Annotated in this window: 13 protein-coding genes and 1 pseudogene; 13 read left to right on the forward strand and 1 reads right to left on the reverse strand. The window is 69.5% G+C overall.

Translation table 11 applies throughout. The features are described 5' to 3' along the window. Positions 1 to 99: 99 nt before the first annotated feature. Together E8M80_RS13300 and E8M80_RS13305 are read left to right on the forward strand one after the other, a co-directional pair. Positions 100 to 2106 (forward strand): hydantoinase/oxoprolinase family protein, encoded by a 2007-nt coding sequence (locus E8M80_RS13300; RefSeq protein WP_137126178.1) that lies wholly within the window; start codon positions 100 to 102, stop codon positions 2104 to 2106. Next, positions 2103 to 3698 (forward strand): hydantoinase B/oxoprolinase family protein, encoded by a 1596-nt coding sequence (locus E8M80_RS13305; protein WP_206035629.1) that lies wholly within the window; start codon positions 2103 to 2105, stop codon positions 3696 to 3698. Before E8M80_RS13300 ends, E8M80_RS13305 begins: the two co-directional genes overlap by 4 nt. Before the next feature lie 167 nt (positions 3699 to 3865). Here the strand turns inward: E8M80_RS13305 and E8M80_RS13310 are convergent, their stop codons facing one another. Then, positions 3866 to 4648: an SDR family NAD(P)-dependent oxidoreductase gene (locus E8M80_RS13310; protein WP_137126179.1), complete on the reverse strand. Its 783-nt coding sequence runs from the start codon at positions 4646 to 4648 to the stop codon at positions 3866 to 3868. 50 nt (positions 4649 to 4698) lie between these two features. On the opposite strand from E8M80_RS13310, the gene E8M80_RS13315 reads away from it, so the two are divergent. The 11 genes and pseudogenes from E8M80_RS13315 (at position 4699) to E8M80_RS13365 (ending at position 15331) form a co-directional block, all read left to right on the forward strand. Beyond that, entirely contained in the window at positions 4699 to 4977 is a 279-nt protein-coding gene (locus E8M80_RS13315) for a hypothetical protein (protein ID WP_137126180.1), read from the forward strand. Positions 4978 to 5188: 211 nt separating this feature from the next. Beyond that, a complete protein-coding gene (locus tag E8M80_RS13320; RefSeq protein WP_137126181.1) occupies positions 5189 to 5626 on the forward strand; it encodes a hypothetical protein in 438 nt (145 codons plus the stop codon). Between the two features lie 48 nt (positions 5627 to 5674). After that, positions 5675 to 6220: a phage terminase large subunit gene (gene terL, locus E8M80_RS13325; protein WP_137126182.1), complete on the forward strand. Its 546-nt coding sequence runs from the start codon at positions 5675 to 5677 to the stop codon at positions 6218 to 6220. 154 nt (positions 6221 to 6374) lie between these two features. After that, positions 6375 to 6722, forward strand: a complete 348-nt coding sequence (locus E8M80_RS13330; protein ID WP_240790021.1) for an AtzH-like domain-containing protein — start codon at positions 6375 to 6377, stop codon at positions 6720 to 6722. A gap of 69 nt (positions 6723 to 6791) precedes the next feature. Further along, positions 6792 to 7931: an HlyD family secretion protein gene (locus tag E8M80_RS13335; RefSeq protein ID WP_137126184.1), complete on the forward strand. Its 1140-nt coding sequence runs from the start codon at positions 6792 to 6794 to the stop codon at positions 7929 to 7931. Next, a complete protein-coding gene (locus E8M80_RS13340) occupies positions 7924 to 9510 on the forward strand; it encodes a DHA2 family efflux MFS transporter permease subunit (protein WP_240790022.1) in 1587 nt (528 codons plus the stop codon). Before E8M80_RS13335 ends, E8M80_RS13340 begins: the two co-directional genes overlap by 8 nt. A 54-nt stretch (positions 9511 to 9564) precedes the next feature. Beyond that, positions 9565 to 9921, forward strand: a complete 357-nt coding sequence (locus E8M80_RS13345; RefSeq protein WP_370287431.1) for an MFS transporter — start codon at positions 9565 to 9567, stop codon at positions 9919 to 9921. A gap of 541 nt (positions 9922 to 10462) precedes the next feature. After that, positions 10463 to 11704, forward strand: a pseudogene (locus tag E8M80_RS13350) (NAD(P)/FAD-dependent oxidoreductase). A gap of 8 nt (positions 11705 to 11712) precedes the next feature. Next, positions 11713 to 13203 (forward strand): M81 family metallopeptidase, encoded by a 1491-nt coding sequence (locus E8M80_RS13355; protein WP_137126186.1) that lies wholly within the window; start codon positions 11713 to 11715, stop codon positions 13201 to 13203. A 52-nt stretch (positions 13204 to 13255) separates the two neighbouring features. Then, positions 13256 to 14563, forward strand: a complete 1308-nt coding sequence (hisD, locus tag E8M80_RS13360; protein WP_137126187.1) for a histidinol dehydrogenase — start codon at positions 13256 to 13258, stop codon at positions 14561 to 14563. Positions 14564 to 14566: 3 nt separating this feature from the next. Further along, complete coding sequence (locus E8M80_RS13365) at positions 14567 to 15331, forward strand: SDR family NAD(P)-dependent oxidoreductase (protein ID WP_137126188.1); 765 nt, start codon at positions 14567 to 14569, stop codon at positions 15329 to 15331. Positions 15332 to 15517 lie beyond the last annotated feature (186 nt).

Consider the following 15517-nt stretch of genomic DNA (forward strand, 5'->3'; position numbering starts at 1 on the left):
CGACGCCATTCCAGAACCACGCGACGCAATCTGTAAAGGGGGGTGTTCGATCGCTGCGCGCTGTTGCAGGCTTCCGGCCTAGCGAGGAGCGCGCATTGCATGGTGGGCTGGCGTGTCGGGATCGACATCGGGGGCACGTTCACCGACGTCGTGGCTGTACATGAGGCGGGCGAGGCACCGCGCAGCGCAAAGGTACCGTCGCGTGCCGTGGATCCGGTGGGAAGCATCACGGCGGCCATCGCGGCGGTAGGCTTGAGACCGGACGAGATCGAGGACCTCATCCACGGTACCACGCGTGTGACCAACGCGATTGTGGAGGGCCGGCTTGAACCTGTGGCGCTGATCGCGACCGACGGCTTCGAAGACATCATCGAGATCGGGCGACAAAGCCGGCGGGATTTGTACCGCCTCGACGTTCCGCCGAAGCCGACGCCGCTCGTGCCCCGCGATCGGCGAATTGCTGCCGGCGGCCGGATTCTGCACGACGGCACGGAACTGCTGCCCCTGACGCCGGAAGACGCGAACAAGGCCGCTGCGCAGGCGATAGCGAGCGGCGTGCGGTCCGTCGCGATCGCCCTGCTTCATGCCTATGCCAATCCCGCGCATGAGCAGGCGATCGCCGCACGGCTGAAGGAACGCATACCCTTCCTGTCGTTGTCCCATGTCATCAACCCGGAGGCGCGTGAGTACGAGCGAACCATCGCGACGGTGCTGAACGCGGCGGTCATGCCCCTGGCCGGCGAGTACCTGGCGCGACTGCGCGCAACGCTGCCGGCGGAAACGCGGCTCTCGGTGATGCATTCGGCGGGCGGCATGGCTTCCCCCGAGGCGGCTTCCGAGCGTCCGTTGCTGATGGCGCTGTCCGGGCCGGCGGCCGGGGTCGCCGCCGCAGCGGCCGTCGCGCGCGAGACCGGGGAGCGCGCAGTGCTGTCCTTCGACATGGGGGGCACGACGACAGATGTCGCCCTCATCCTGGACGGCGAGGCCGAGATAACCGCCGACGCGAAGCTCGCAGACCAGCCGCTGCGGCAACCGATGGTCGCCATTGAATCCATCGGCGCCGGCGGCGGCTCCATCGTCCGGCACGGGCCAGCAGGGCTGAGCATCGGTCCGCAGAGCGCGGGCGCCGAGCCGGGACCCGCCTGCTATGGCCGCGGCGGCGAACGGCCGACGGTATGCGATGCGAATGCGATCCTCGGCTACCTGAACCCGCGACGGAAGCTGGGCAGCGAGATCATGCTGGACCGCGCCGCGGCGGCGGCCGCGCTCGCACCTCTGGCGGAGACGCTGGGCGTCACGATCGTGGAACTCGCTCTCGGCGTGTTGCGCGTGGCGGATGCGACGATGGCCCGCGCGCTGAACAAGATCACGGTCGAGCGCGGCGTGGACGGTCGCGGCGCGACGCTGCTCGCCTTCGGCGGCATGGGCCCGATGCATGCGATCGGGCTGGCCCGAGCCTACGGGATGTCGCGCGTGCTGGTGCCAGCCTTCTCTTCGGCCTTCTCGGCGCTGGGCTGCGTGGCGGCGGAGACCAGCTATACCCGCCAGCGCACCTTGCGCCTGCCCGGTGATTGCTTCGACCTCTTTCGCCTGGCGTCCGTGCGCAGCGCGCTCGCTGACGAACTCGGCGCACCTTTTCTCGAACAGGGGCACGCAACCGAGGCGCTGGTGGTCGAGGAGACGGCACTGATCCGCTACCGTGGCCAGTCCTACGCCGTGGATGTCGCGATGAACGGGATCGGCACCGCGGAAGAACTCGCGGCAGCCTTCGAGGCACGTCACGATGCGTTGTTCGGCTTCGCATCCGGTGAGGCATGGGAACTCCTGGGCTTGCGCGTTCGTGTCCGCGCGCCGCGCGAAGCACGCATCCCGCACGCACCGGTCAGCGCCGCGCCGGCATGGCCATTCGCGACGGACCCCTGCTGGTTCGCACCAGGCGAGCCCGTGCAGACGCCGCGCTACGATCGCGCGGTCCTCTCGCCCCGCGACGTGATCCACGGACCGGCGATCATCGAGGACGACTGGTCCACCATCGTTGTGCCGCCGGGATGGCGAGGGACCCCCGACGAAAGGGGCAACATCCTTCTGACCGAGGAGGCCGCGTGACCACGGCCATGCCAGACCCGTTCCAACTCGAGGTCCTTCGTCACGCATTGACCGCGATCGCGGAGGAGATGTCGTTCGTTGTCATGCGATCAGCGCGTTCGCCACTGCTGCGCGAGGCGGGCGACCTTTCCTCGGCGCTGACCGATGCTCGCGGGCAACTTGTCGCGCAGGGACGCGACATCCCCGTGCATCTCGGCGTGATGTCGTTCACCGTCGGTGCCTTCCTCGAGCGCGTTCCGGCAGAGCGCCTGCGGCCCGGCGATGTCTGGTTCACCAACTTGCCGGAACTTGGCGGCAATCACCTGCCGGATGTGAAGGCCATTCGCCCGGTCTTTGCCGAAGGCCGGCTCGTCGGCTTCGCGGTCAGCCTGGCGCACTGGGCGGATATCGGCGGCGGCTGGCCTGGATCCTACCTCGCGGGCGCGACGGAATCCTTCCAGGAGGGGCTGCGCATCCCGCCGCTCCGCGTGGTCACTGCGGACGGACTCGACCGGGAGAAACTCGCCGTCATCCTGAACAATGTCCGAGGCCCGGCGGAACGCGAGGGCGACCTCCTGGCGCAGGTTGCCGCGACGCGCACAGCCGAACAGCGCCTGCAGGCACTTTGCGCCGCAGAGGGCGCGGCCACCGTCGAGGCGGCAATGGATGCGCTGCATGACCGCTCCGAGGCAGCGATGCGGGCGGCCATCGCATCCCTGCCGCAGGGCGTCTTCGAGGGCGAGGATTTCCTCGATGACGACGGACCTGGGGGCGCGCCGGCCGCCGTTCGTGTTCGCATCACGGTGGAGGACGACCGGGCGACGTTCGATTTCTCCGCGACGGACGATGCGCTGTCGGGCCCGCTGAACACGACGCCGTACGTTACCGCGGCGGCGGTCTACTATGCGATGAAGGCGATCGCCGGGCCCGACATCCAGCCGAATGGCGGTTGCTATCGGCCGCTGACGATTACGACGCGTCCTGGTTCCCTGCTGCAGCCGCCGGCTGAGAAGCCCCTGGTCGGCGGAAATCATGAGACATCGCAGCGCGCGGTCGATGCCATCTTCCGCGCCTTCGAGAAGACCATTCCCGAACGGCTGGCGGCCGGTGGATCGACCACGGCGGGGCTGCTGATCTTCGGCGGAGCCGGGCGCGACGGAGCGTGGAAGACGCTGTACGAGCCGCATGGAGGTGGTGAGGGCGCGCGTTTCGATCGTGGAGGCTCAGCAACCACCCGCGTCCATCTGACCAACACCAACAACACGCCGGCGGAGGTGATCGAGGCCGAATTCCCCATCCGCATCGGCTACCAGGTGCTTCGGCGGGGCTCAGGCGGCGCCGGGCGTTTCCCCGGTGGCGACGGAATCGTCCGCGAATACCTCGTCCTGGCGGAGAGCCTGTCCCTGACGACCATGTTTGAGCGGCGCGTCGTCCCGCCCTATGGCATGGCCGGCGGCCAGCCCGGCGCACCGTTCAAGTGCATCCTGAAGCGGCGCGACGGGAACGAGGAGGAGTTGCGCGGCAAGGCCAACCTGATGGTGTCACGGGGCGACCGCGTCGTGCTGCACACCAGTGGCGGGGGTGGATACGGCGCCAAGGCACGTGGCGGGTGAGGATCTTGCCTGACGGCCGAAGGCTTCGCCTTCGGCCCCTCAGACACCAGATTGCCGGCCGGGCGCATCCCCAGCCTTGTCGGCCTGCAGCCGCCGCAGGTCGGTCCTCGGGCGGCTTGGTTTTGCGCGTCAGCTGACGCTGCGGACGAAGACCTCTCGGACACGGTTCAGACGTCCCAACCGCCATCCACCACCAGTTCCTGCCCGGTGATGTTCCGTGCGTCCGCGCTGGCGAGAAACAACACCGCGTTCGCCACGTCCTGCGGTTCCGTCAGGCGTCGCAGCGCCATGTCCTCGAGGTATTCCTCATAGACCTGCTCGTAGGACCAGCCACGTGCGCGCGCCTTCTCATGGCAGAGCTTTTCGAGCCGCGGGCTGCGCACGATCCCGGGGCACACGGTGTTGCAGTTGATGTTGTGCTGCCCGACCTCGAGCGCGACGGTGCGGGTCAGCCCGCGGATCGCCCATTTCGATGCACTGTATGCGGCACGGTTCTTGTAGCCGCGGAGGCCCGCTGCCCCGGCGATGTTCACGATCTTCCCGGAACGCTGCGCGATCATGCCAGGGACAATGAGCTTGATCGGCAGGAAGAGGCCGCGGATGTTGGTCTCGATGACCGCGCTGAAATCGGCTGCATCGATGTCCTGAACAGGAGTTTCGATGGGCCCCGTTATGCCCACGATGTTGACCAGGATGTCGATCCTGCCGCCGAGGAACGCGTTTGCGTTCCGTACCATCTCCGCGACAGACGGTTCTTCGACGACGTCGCAGACGCAGGTCCCTGCGCGCCTGCCGGTGCGCCGGACGCGGTCGGCAACCTCCTCCAATGCCGTGATGTCGCGCGCCGCCAGGAATACGTCCGCGCCCTCGCGCGCAAGGGTCTCGGTGATCGCGGCCCCCATACCCTTGGCGCCGCCCGTCAACACCGCGTTCATTCCCGAGAGCTTCATCGCATGATCTCCATATCCAATCGTGAACGCCGTGCGCGATCACCGATAATGTGACCGCATTCCTGCGGCGCGCGTGCGTGCGGTATTCCAAGCCGTTGAGCGCCTTCCGCGCAGGACCAGACGAGTCGATCAGCGGCGAGTGGCGCGGCGGTGCCAAAGCGCTGCTGCGTATGACCAAACGAACCTTGGGCTTGGCGATCCCTGCATGGCGAAATCTCAGCATGGCCGCCCGGCAGACGGAAGTCGCCGCCGTTCGGATCACCCTGCGCGAATTGGCACGAGATGATGCGCCTCGAACAGTCGAGTGCGGCGGCTCGCCAGGACATTGAAGGGTTCCGCAAGTTCGGCCGCGGAGACTCGGCAGCCTTCACAGTTCAGGCGGGGCAAGCCCACTTCCACCTGACGCCGGCTGGCCGCCGATGGCGCCTTCATCGCCGCGGCGGCCGGCGAGGAGGTGGTGCCGACCTCGGACTATCGCGAGCTTCGGGAGCAGATCCGGGAACTGCAACGCCGGCGCGACAACTGGACGCGCGAGGCCGAGTGTCAATCGGCACGCAGAACGTGACCGGCCGGAGCGGCGACGTCATCATCATCGACGATCCGATCAAGCCGATGGATGCGGTCTCGGAGGCGGAGCGCCGGCGCGTCAATGAGTGGTTCGACTCGACAGTGATCTCGCGGCTGGATGATCCGGCGTCTGGCGCCATCGCGGTGGTGATGCAGCGGGTGCACGAGGAGGATCTCTCCGGGCATCTTCTCAACAAGGGTGGCTGGCATCACTTGCGCCCCCCGCCGTCGCCACGGAGGACGCAGACATTCCCGTGGATGCGCACCGCGTCTGGCGTTGGCGGCGAGGCGACCTGCTGGAGCCCGGACGCTTGGCTGCCGAGCAGTTGGAGGAGGCGCGTCGGCATCTCGGCAGTCATCTGTTCGAGGCGCAGTATCAGCAGGATCCCATGCCCGCCGGCGGCACGCTGATTCGGGTGGAGTGGTTGCGCTCGGTGCCGGAGGGAGAAAGCCCAGACCATGAGCGCTACGATCAGGTGGTGCAGAGCCTGGACGTGGCGAGCAAGGCGGGCGGCAAGAGCGACTGGTCCGTCTGCACCACCTGGGGGGGTGCGCAGGCGGCAATATGTTCTTCTGCATGTCCTGCGCGAGCGATTGGAGTTCCCCGACCTCCTGCATCGCGCCGCCGAGATCGCGCAGCGCTTCTCGGCTCATCGCATCCTGGTGGGGGATGGCAGTTCGGGTTCGGCGCTGGCGCAGGCGTTGCGCGCGCTCATGACGTGTCCTGTCATCGTCATCAAGCCGAAGCTGGACAAGTCTGCCCGGGTGCAGCGGGCCTCGGCGGTGTTCGAGGCGGGCCGCGTCCTCCTGCCGACCTACCCGCCGTGGCTGCCCGAGTATCGCCGGGAGTTGCTGGCGTTTCCGGGCAGTCGGCACGACGATGAGGTCGATAGCACATCGCAGTTTCTGATCTGGGCGGAAGATCGCGCGCCGCCGATCCCGACGATCGGGGCAATCAGCATTCCGAAGGAGCCATCGCCGGATCGGTGGGAGACACGCTGGTAGAAGACGGACGTGCCCGAACGAGTGGCCCTCACCACGTTCCGAGCCGCTGACTTGGCGGCGGGGGCGAAGGATTTCTCGCTCATCTTCTCTCTCCTTGGGGGTTACGATGAGCCAGAAATCCTCCGTTCCTCAGCGCCGCCAGTCTGTCTCAAGGGTGCTCACGCCGGACAAGGCGCCGATCGACAAGGACGCGGATGTTCTGGACGCGATCTTCTGGAACTCCCCGCTCAAGATCCGCCGCGCCATCCACGAAAACGGTTACGGCTTCGACAAGATCCACACGCACCAGGTGCCGCAGCCACCCGGGCCGGGCATCAAGCTCGCGCGGCGGCGGCTCGTGATCACGACGCTCGGGCGGGACGTCGCAACCGTGAAGCTGGAGTTCCATATGCGCGGGCGCGACATGCCCGGGCGGCAGAGCCGGGCCTGGGTGCGCTTCCCGGATGTCGGCTGGAAGGTCGTCTCGGCGCATGTCTCGGTCACGGAGAGCAAAGCCCCCTAATGACGCGCCCGCTCTTGCGGCGTCCGCCGAAGCGCCTAGCATCCACGGCATGGGCTTCGCAGGGGTCGGATGGACATCGGCACCGCCGCGCCGGGGACACAGCAGGCACGGCCACGAAGTGCTGCGGCACGCCGCCGGTTGCGCGTCGCCGCCGCGCTCACGGCGGTTCTCGCCGTGGCCGGCGGCGCGGCGACCTGGCTGCACCGGCAGTTCACCACGGTCTTCGTGGACGATGCGCGGATTGCAGCCGACATGGTCGCGCTCGCGAGCCGCCTGCCCGGCTGGGTTACCGCCGTCGAGGTCATAGCCGGCGATACCGCCGCCGCCGGGCAGGTACTGCTGCGGATCGACAGCCGTGAGCCGGAGATCGCGCTGCGCGAGGTCGAGGCGCGCATCGCCGGCCTCGCCGCCCGCCGCGCGGAACTCGAGGCGCGCCACGCCATGGTGGACCGGCAGACCGGCAGCCAGGAGGATTCGCAGCGCGCGCGGCTCGAGGCTACGCGCGCGGCCCTGCCCGCGGCGATCGCCGAGCGCGCCTATGCCGAAGGCGAATTCGCGCGGGCCCAGCAGCTCATGGGCACCGGCAGCGGCACGCGCCAGCGGCACGAGCAGACGCGCGCGCAGCTCGAGACTGCATCCCAGCGCGTGCTGGCCGTCGCTGCCGAGATCCGCAACGTCGAGGCGCAGCTCGCCACCGCCGGCGCGGCGCGGGAGGAGCTGACCGTGCTGCGCCGCCAGATCGAGGCGATGGAGCCGCAGCTCCGCGAGCTGGGCGCGCAGCGGGACCGCATCGCGCTCGAGATCCGCGACCGCACCATCCTGATGCCCTTCGACGGCGTGGTGGACCGCGTCTTCGTCGACGCAGGGGAATACGTGACGCCGGGCCAGCGGCTGCTGATGGTGCACGACCCCGCCCGCGTGCGCGTCGAGGCGAACGTCAAGGAGACCGAGATCCGCCACTTCCGCCCCGGCACCCCCGTGCGCCTGCGCGTCGATGCCTATCCCGGGCGACGCTTCGAGGGCACGGTGGAACGCGTCGGCGCGTCGGCGACCAGCGAATTCGCGCTGCTGCCCACGCCGAACCCGTCCGGCAACTTCACCAAGATCACGCAGCGCCTGCCGGTGCGCATCGCCCTGCCGCCGGGGGCAGCGGACGGGCTGCTGCGCCCGGGCATGATGGTCGAGGTCGAGGCCGCAGCGCGTGAGTGACGCCGTGGCCGCAGGCCCGGCGCGGTCTGGCTGGGCCGGGGCGCCGATCGAGGAGATGCAGGCGCGCTGGGGCACGCCCTATCGATTCCTCGTCACCTTCGCGGCGATGATCGGCACCGTCGCGACGATCCTGTCCGCCACGATCGTCAATGTCGCGCTGCCGCAGGTGATGGGCGCCTTCGGCATCGGGCAGGATCATGCGCAGCTGATCTCGACGGCGTTCCTCGCCGCCGTCACCTCGACCATGCTGCTGAACGGGTGGCTGGTGGACCGCTTCGGCTGCCGCATCACCTATGCGGCGGCGATCCTGATGTTCATCGCTGGGTCGGTGGTGTCGGGCTCGGCGCCGAACGAGGGCGTGCTGATCGCGGGGCGCGTGCTGCAGGGGGCTGCGGCGGGGATGGTCCAGCCGCTCGGCATGCAGATCATCTTCCAGGTCTTCCCGGCGGAGCGGCGGGGCTCGGCCATGGGGATCTATGCGGTCGGCGTGGTGCTCGCGCCTGCGCTGGGGCCGACGCTCGGCGGGCTGATCGTGGACGGCTTCGGCTGGCGGTCGGTGTTCTTCCTGGGGGTGCCGGTGGCCGTGCTCGGCCTCGCGCTCGGCCTCGCCTTCATGCCGGGGCCGTCGCGCGACGGGCCGCGGCAGCGCTTCGACGGGCCGGGCTTCGCGCTGCTGGTCACGGCGCTGCTCTCGCTGCTGACCGGGCTGTCGAGCGGGCAGCGGGAAGGATGGGCGTCGGACCGCGTGGTGATCGAGCTCGGCCTCGCCGCAGTCGCGGCGGTCAGCTTCGTGCTGTGGGAGTTGCGCACCGATGCCCCGATGCTCAATCCGCGGCTTTTCGCGGTGCGGGGCTTCGCCTGCTCGGCAGCGGTGGGGCTCGTCTATGGCGCGTCGCTGTTCGGCTCGACCTATCTCGCGCCGCTGTTTGTGCAGACGATCCAGGGCTACACGCCGACGCGGGCGGGGCTCCTGCTGATGCCGGCGGGGCTGGCGATGGTGCTGGTGTTCCCGATCGCGGGACGGCTTGCCGACCGGATGCCGCCATGGGCGCCGATCGGGGCGGGACTGTTGCTCTTCGGCTGGTCCGCCTGGCTGATGGGCGGGGTCGGCACGGACACACCCTTCTGGACCTTCGCGCTGTGGATCCTCGTCGGGCGCGTCGGCTTCGGCCTGGCGATGCCCAGCATGAATGCCGGCGCGCTCCGCGCGCTGCCGCCGCGCTGGGTCGGGCAGGGCTCGGGCGCGGTGAATTTCGCGCGACAGTTCGGCGGCGCGATCGGGGTGAACCTGCTCTCGATCCATCTGGAGCGGCGGACGCAGTTCCACGCGAGCGCGCTGACCTCAACGCAGGATGGCGGCAGCGTGATGCGCGAAGTGCTCGCGGAGTTGGAGCGGCTGCTCGCGCAGGAGGGCATCGCGGAGGGCGCGCGCCAGGCGCTCGCCGAATCCCATCTCGGCCAGATGCTGCTGGCGCAGGCGAGCATGCTCGCCTTCCGCGATACCTTCCTGGTCATCGCGCTGTTCTGCGCGCTGGCGCTGGTGCCGGTCGCGATCATGCGCCGGCCCGCGCGCGAATGACGTCGCCACCGCGCATGCCCTGGGCGCTGCTGGCCAAGGCGTTCCTCGGGATGTTTGCCGCGTCTTCGAGCGGCACGACGCGCGCCCTTCCTGATCGAGATGGCGCGCGACCTCTCGACCAGCCTGCCCATCGTCGCGAACCTGATGGCGATGACGTCGATCACCTGGGGAATCACCTCCCTGATCGCGGGCGCGGGCTCGGATCGTTGGGGCCGGCGGCCTTTCCTGGTGGGCGGGCCGATCGGCCTTGCGCTTTGCATGGTCGGGGTGGCGCTGTCCGGAGACTATCTTGGAGTTGCCGTCGCGGTGACGATGGCCGGCGCCTTTGCCGGCGGCTTCACCGGCGTGATCATAGCGGAGCGTCCACCTGCACGCAGGACCGGCAACGCGGCGAGGCACTCAGCTGGGTGATGGCGGAGCAGTCGCTCTCCCTGCTCGTGGGTGTGCCGCTCGCGGCCTGGATCGGCAGCTTATAGGCTGGCGGGGCGTGATCCTGTGCGTCGGCACGATCGCGGTTGCCGCGGCGCTCGGCCAGCTGGCGACGACACGGCGGCCGGTGGCTGCGGCGGCGCAGCCCGCGGCGCGGCCAAGCCTGCGCGGCGCCATGTCCGGACCCGCGCTGCGGCTGCTGGCGAGGGTGTGGCGGAAAGCGTCTGCTATGTCTTGTCGGTCGTCTATTTCGCAACCTTCCTGCAGACGAGATACGGGCGCTCCCCCGCGCAGGTGGTGATCCCGCTGGCGGACGGGCTCGGGGACCGGCTGTAGGTCGTCGCCAGCGCGATGGCCGCCTCGGCCGGCGCGGCACTGGCGCTCTATGGCTGGCGGCTGCGGCGTCGATCGCGGGGGCGACAACGGCCCTGCTGCCAAGGCGACGCCGCGCCCGAACCTCATCCTTGTCGGTACGGCGACGCGACCGCACACTGGTATGGCTTGATCAGGGGAAAGCGCACGCATGCGGCCATCGGTGATCGTGCTCGGAGCAGGGATGGTCGGGGTTTCGATCGCGCTGCATCTGGCCCGGCGTGGGCGCGACGTGCTGCTGGTGGACCGGCAGGGACCGGGCGAAGGCGCCTCCTTCGGCAATGGCGGGCTGATCCAGCGCGAGGCGGTGCACCCGCACCCCTTCCCGCGCGAGGCGTCCGAGATCCTGCGCATCGCGCGCAACCGCTCGGTCGATGCGGTGTATCACTGGGGCGCCCTGCCGGGGCTGGCATCCCCGCTGCTGCGCTACTGGTGGCATTCTGAGCCGAAGCGCTATGCGCGCGTGGCCGAAGCCTATGCCGCGCTTATCCGCACCTGTCTCGACGAGCACCTGGCCATTGCGCGCGGCACGGACGCGATGGCGCTGATGCGACCGGTCGGTTGGCTGCGCCTGCATGCGGACCCGCGGCGCCTCGAGGCCGCGATCGCCGAGGCGGAAGCCGCGCGACGCGAGCATGGCGTGCATTTCGTCGCGCTCGACAGCGCGGGGCTCGCAACGGCCGAGCCGCACCTGCTGCAGCAACGGGCGGGCGCGATCCACTGGACGGACCCGGTCTCCGTCACGGACCCGCAGGGGCTGGTCCTCTCCTATGCGCAGCGTTTCGCCGACGCCGGCGGGCGCTTCGTGCACGGCGACGCACGGACGCTGACACGTACTTCGTCCGGCTGACGGGTCGCGACCGCGGACGGGGTCGCCGAAGCGGCCGAAGTGGTGATCGCGCTCGGTGCCCATGCGGACGAAGTGACGCGGCGCTTCGGCTACGCGCCGCCGCTCTTCGGCAAGCGCGGCTACCATGTGCACTTCCGCCTCGCCGGCAACGCCGTGCAGAACCACACTATGGTCGATACCGAAGCGGGCTTCGTGCTGGCGCCGATGCGCGCCGGTATCCGCCTGACCACGGGCGCTGAATTCGCGCGGGTGGACGAAGCGCCGACGCCGGTCCAACTCACCCGCGCCGAGCCGCTGGCGCGCGCGCTGATGCCACTTGCGGAGCGCATCGAACAGGCGCCCTGGATGGGCGTGCGGCCCTGCCTGCCCGACATGCTGCCGGCCATCGGCAGGCTGCCCGACCAGGCCGGCGCCTGGTGCGCCTTCGGCCACGCGCATCAGGGCTTCACCCTGGGCCCGACGACAGGCCGCCTGCTGGCGGAGATGATGGACGGCGAGACGCCCTTCATCGACCCCGTCCCGTACGATCCCAGCCGGTTCTGAGGCTCGCCATGCGCATCGCCGTCCTGCAGTTCGCGCACGAGACCGTCACCTTCCTGCCCTTCGACACGACGGAGGAGGATTTCCGCTATCCCGGATCGCCGGCCTCGGGGGAGGCGCTGCTGGCTACCGCTCCCAAGGGATACATGGGCGGCTTCGTGCAGGTGGCGCGCGAGTATCCGGACGTCGAACTGGTCGGTATCGAATCGCCACTCTGGCCGAAGACCGGCACAGGCTCGGGCTGGATCACGAACGAGGCCTTCGAGGCCTTCCTCGGCCGGCAGGTCGCGCTGCTGCGGGAGAACGGGCCCTTCGACGGTGTCTACCTCGCGCTGCACGGGGCGATGGGCGTGCGCGGCGTGCCGCGGCCGGAGGCCGAGATCGCGCACCGCGTGCGCGAGGTGGTGGGGCCGCAGGCGCGCATCGCCGCCACCTTCGACCCGCATGGCAACGAGGATGAGGACTTCCTCCGCCACGCCGACATGGCGTTCTGCGTGAAGTACTTCCCGCATTACGACATGCATCTGCAGGGACAGCGCGCAGCGCGGATGCTGGTTCGCGCCATCCGTGGCGACTTCGCGCCGGCGACCGTCACGCAGAAGCTGCCGATCCTCTCCCCCACGGTGCTGCAATGGACTGGCGCGCCGCCGTGGTCCGACCTCGTGCAGCGCGCACTGGTCTGGGAGGCCCGCGAGCCGGACCTCTTCGTCAACGTCTACTTCGGCTTCCCGTGGAGCGACGTGCCGGATGCCGGCATGACCATCCAGGTGACGACGAACGGCAAGCTGGAACTCGCGCGGCGCGTGGCGCGCGACATGGCGGAATGGGCGTGGCGGCGGCGGGCCGACCTGCTGGCCAGCGCGAAGGTGCACCGGATCGCGGACGGCGTGGCGCTGGCGAAGCAGGCGGTAACGGAAGGGCGCGCGCCGGTCGTGCTGGCCGACCACAGCGACCGGTCCGGCTACGCGACATGGCTGCTACGGGAGATCATCGCGCAGGGACTGTCGCGCACACTGGTTGCAACGATCGCGGCGCCGGAGGCGATCGCGGCGCTGCACGGCGCGAAGCCTGGCGATGCGGTCGAGGTCGAGATAGGCGGGCGCGTCGATCCCTCGGCGGGCGAGCCGGTGCGGATCGCAGGCGAGGTGCTGTTGGTCGCTGGCGCGACATCGGCGCGCGCGCGGGGGCGCGGGCAGGACTGGATCGCGATCCGCTTCGGCGCGGGCAATGTCGTCGTGCTGAGCCCCTTCCTGGTGCAGATCATGGAGCCGGAGGAACTCTGGTCGCTCGGCCTGCGCGCGGCGGATTACGACGTCATCGCCATCAAGTCGCGCGTGCATTTCCGCCGCGGCTTCGACGACGGCGGCTTCGCGCCGACGATCCTGCTGGTCGAGCCGGAGGAGCCCTTCCTCGGCACCGTACGACTGGAGGCGCTGCCCTACGAGCACCTGCGGATCGGCGACTTCTATCCCTACGGCGGCCCCGCCAATCCCTTCGGTTGACAGGCCCCGCAAGCCCGCTACGCCTTGCGGCGAAAACGGGCGGAGGGAAGCCATGGCACGCCACCTGAAGCGGGGCCGCGACGTTGCGGCGCAGGCGGAGGACGACGCGAAGGTCCGCGCGACGGTCGAGGGGATCCTGGCTGACATCGCCGCGCGCGGGGATGCGGCGGTGCGCGAGATGTCCGTCCGCTTCGACAAGTGGGATCGGACGGATTTCCGCCTGACCGATGCCGAGATCCGCGATTGCCTGTCGCAGCTCTCGGCGCGCGACCTCGACGACATCCGCTTCGCGCAGGAGCAGGTGCGGAATTTCGCGCAGCACCAGAAGGACGCGCTGCGCGACATCGAGGTGGAGACGCTGCCCGGCGTCGTGCTGGGGCACAAGAACATCCCGGTGAATTCCGTCGGCTGCTACGTGCCGGGCGGGAAGTATCCGCTGCTCGCCTCTGCACACATGTCGGTGGTGACGGCGAAGGTCGCTGGCGTGCAGCACATCACGACCTGCGCGCCGCCCTTCGAGGGCAGGCCGGCACCCGCCATCGTCGCCGCGCAGCACCTGGCGGGCGCGGACGTGATCTACTGCCTGGGCGGCGTGCAGGCAGTCGGCGCGATGGCGCTCGGCACCGAGAGCATCGCGCCGGTGGACATGCTGGTGGGCCCCGGCAATGCCTTCGTGGCGGAGGCGAAGCGGCAGCTCTTCGGCCGCGTGGGCATCGACCTGTTCGCCGGGCCGACCGAGACGCTGGTGATCGCGGACGAGACGGTGGACGGCGAGCTCTGCGCGACCGACCTGCTCGGCCAGGCGGAGCACGGGCCGAATTCCCCGGCGATCCTGCTGACGAATTCCGAGAAGCTCGCGCGCGAGACCATGGCGGAGGTCGAGCGGCTGCTGGCGATCCTGCCGACCGCGGGGATCGCGCGGAAGGCGTGGGAGGACTACGGCGAGGTCATCCTCTGCGAGGACGAGGCGGAGATGGTTCGCGAGGCCGACCGCATCGCGTCGGAGCATGTACAGGTGATGACGCGCGACCCGGACTACTTCCTGGCCAACATGACGAACTACGGCGCGCTCTTCCTCGGGCCGCGCACCAACGTCTCCTACGGCGATAAGGTGATCGGCACGAACCATACCCTGCCGACGAAGAAGGCAGCGCGCTACACGGGTGGGCTCTGGGTGGGCAAGTTTCTCAAGACCGTGACCTATCAGCGGGTGCTGACGGACGAGGCGTCCGCCATGATCGGGGCCTATTGCTCACGGCTCTGCATGCTCGAGGGATTCGCCGGGCATGCGGAGCAGGCGAACATCCGCGTCCGCCGCTATGGCGGGCGCAACGTGCCCTATGCCTCCGCGGTGGAGTGAGCGATGGACCTGCCCCGCACGCCGTCCTTCCGGCTCGACGGGCGCCGCGCGCTGGTGACCGGCGCGGGGCGCGGCATCGGGCTCGCCGCGGCAGCCGCGTTGGCCGATGCGGGGGCGCATGTGACGCTCGCCGCGCGCAGTGCCGCCGAGATCGAGGACGCGGCGGCGGCGATCCGCGCCGCGGGCGGAGCGGCGGAGGCGCTCGTGCTCGACGTGCTGGACCTCGATGCCGCGGAGGCTGCGATCAGCGCGGCCAAACCCTTCGACGTACTGGTGAACAACGCCGGCACCAACCGGCCGAAGCCCTTCGCCGAGGTGACACGCGACGATTTCGACGCGGTCCTCGACCTCAACCTGCGCGCAGCCTTCTTCATGGCGCAGGCGGTGGCGCGGCGGCTGGTCGCGGCGGGGCGGGGCGGGTCGATCATCAACATCTCCTCCCAGATGGGGCATGTCGGCGCGCCGAACCGGAGCATCTACTGCGCCTCGAAATGGGCGCTGGAGGGGCTGACCAAGGCGCTGGCGGTGGAACTCGCTCCGCACGGGATCCGCGTGAACACGATCTGCCCGACCTTCATCGAGACGCCGCTGACGCGACCCTTCTTCGAGGACGCGACCTTCCGCGCGAGCGTGCTGTCCAAGATCAAGCTCGGCCGCATCGGGCAGGTTGAGGACCTGATGGGGGCGATCCTGCTGCTCGCCGGCGATGCGGGCGCGCTGATGACGGGATCTTCCGTCGTGGTGGATGGCGGTTGGACGGCGGATTGAGTGCCCGCAACGCTTGCGCCGCCATGCGCATCGGCTGACACTTCGACGGTCGGGCGGGCCGCTCCGAGGGACTGTCAGGAATTCCGTGTGTGGCCGGTCATGATGGGAAAGAAGGAGCTCCCCCATGGCCCGACGGAAAGAGTTGATCATCCCTGACGCGATCCTGGACCAGTTGCTGTCTGGGTC

The sequence above is a fragment of the Roseomonas sp. HF4 genome (genome assembly GCF_005222755.1).
In the GTDB taxonomy this organism is placed as follows: domain Bacteria; phylum Pseudomonadota; class Alphaproteobacteria; order Acetobacterales; family Acetobacteraceae; genus Neoroseomonas.

What these genes read in the sequence shown, in the direction of transcription:
- E8M80_RS13300 (WP_137126178.1), top strand. Translation starts at nt 100, where the DNA reads ATGGTGGGCTGGCGTGTCGGGATCGACATCGGGGGCACGTTCACCGAC.
- E8M80_RS13310 (WP_137126179.1), bottom strand. Translation starts at nt 4,648, where the DNA reads ATGAAGCTCTCGGGAATGAACGCGGTGTTGACGGGCGGCGCCAAGGGT.
- terL (WP_137126182.1), top strand. Translation starts at nt 5,675, where the DNA reads ATGAGCGCTACGATCAGGTGGTGCAGAGCCTGGACGTGGCGAGCAAGG.
- E8M80_RS13335 (WP_137126184.1), top strand. Translation starts at nt 6,792, where the DNA reads ATGGACATCGGCACCGCCGCGCCGGGGACACAGCAGGCACGGCCACGA.
- E8M80_RS13355 (WP_137126186.1), top strand. Translation starts at nt 11,713, where the DNA reads ATGCGCATCGCCGTCCTGCAGTTCGCGCACGAGACCGTCACCTTCCTG.
- hisD (WP_137126187.1), top strand. Translation starts at nt 13,256, where the DNA reads ATGGCACGCCACCTGAAGCGGGGCCGCGACGTTGCGGCGCAGGCGGAG.
- E8M80_RS13365 (WP_137126188.1), top strand. Translation starts at nt 14,567, where the DNA reads ATGGACCTGCCCCGCACGCCGTCCTTCCGGCTCGACGGGCGCCGCGCG.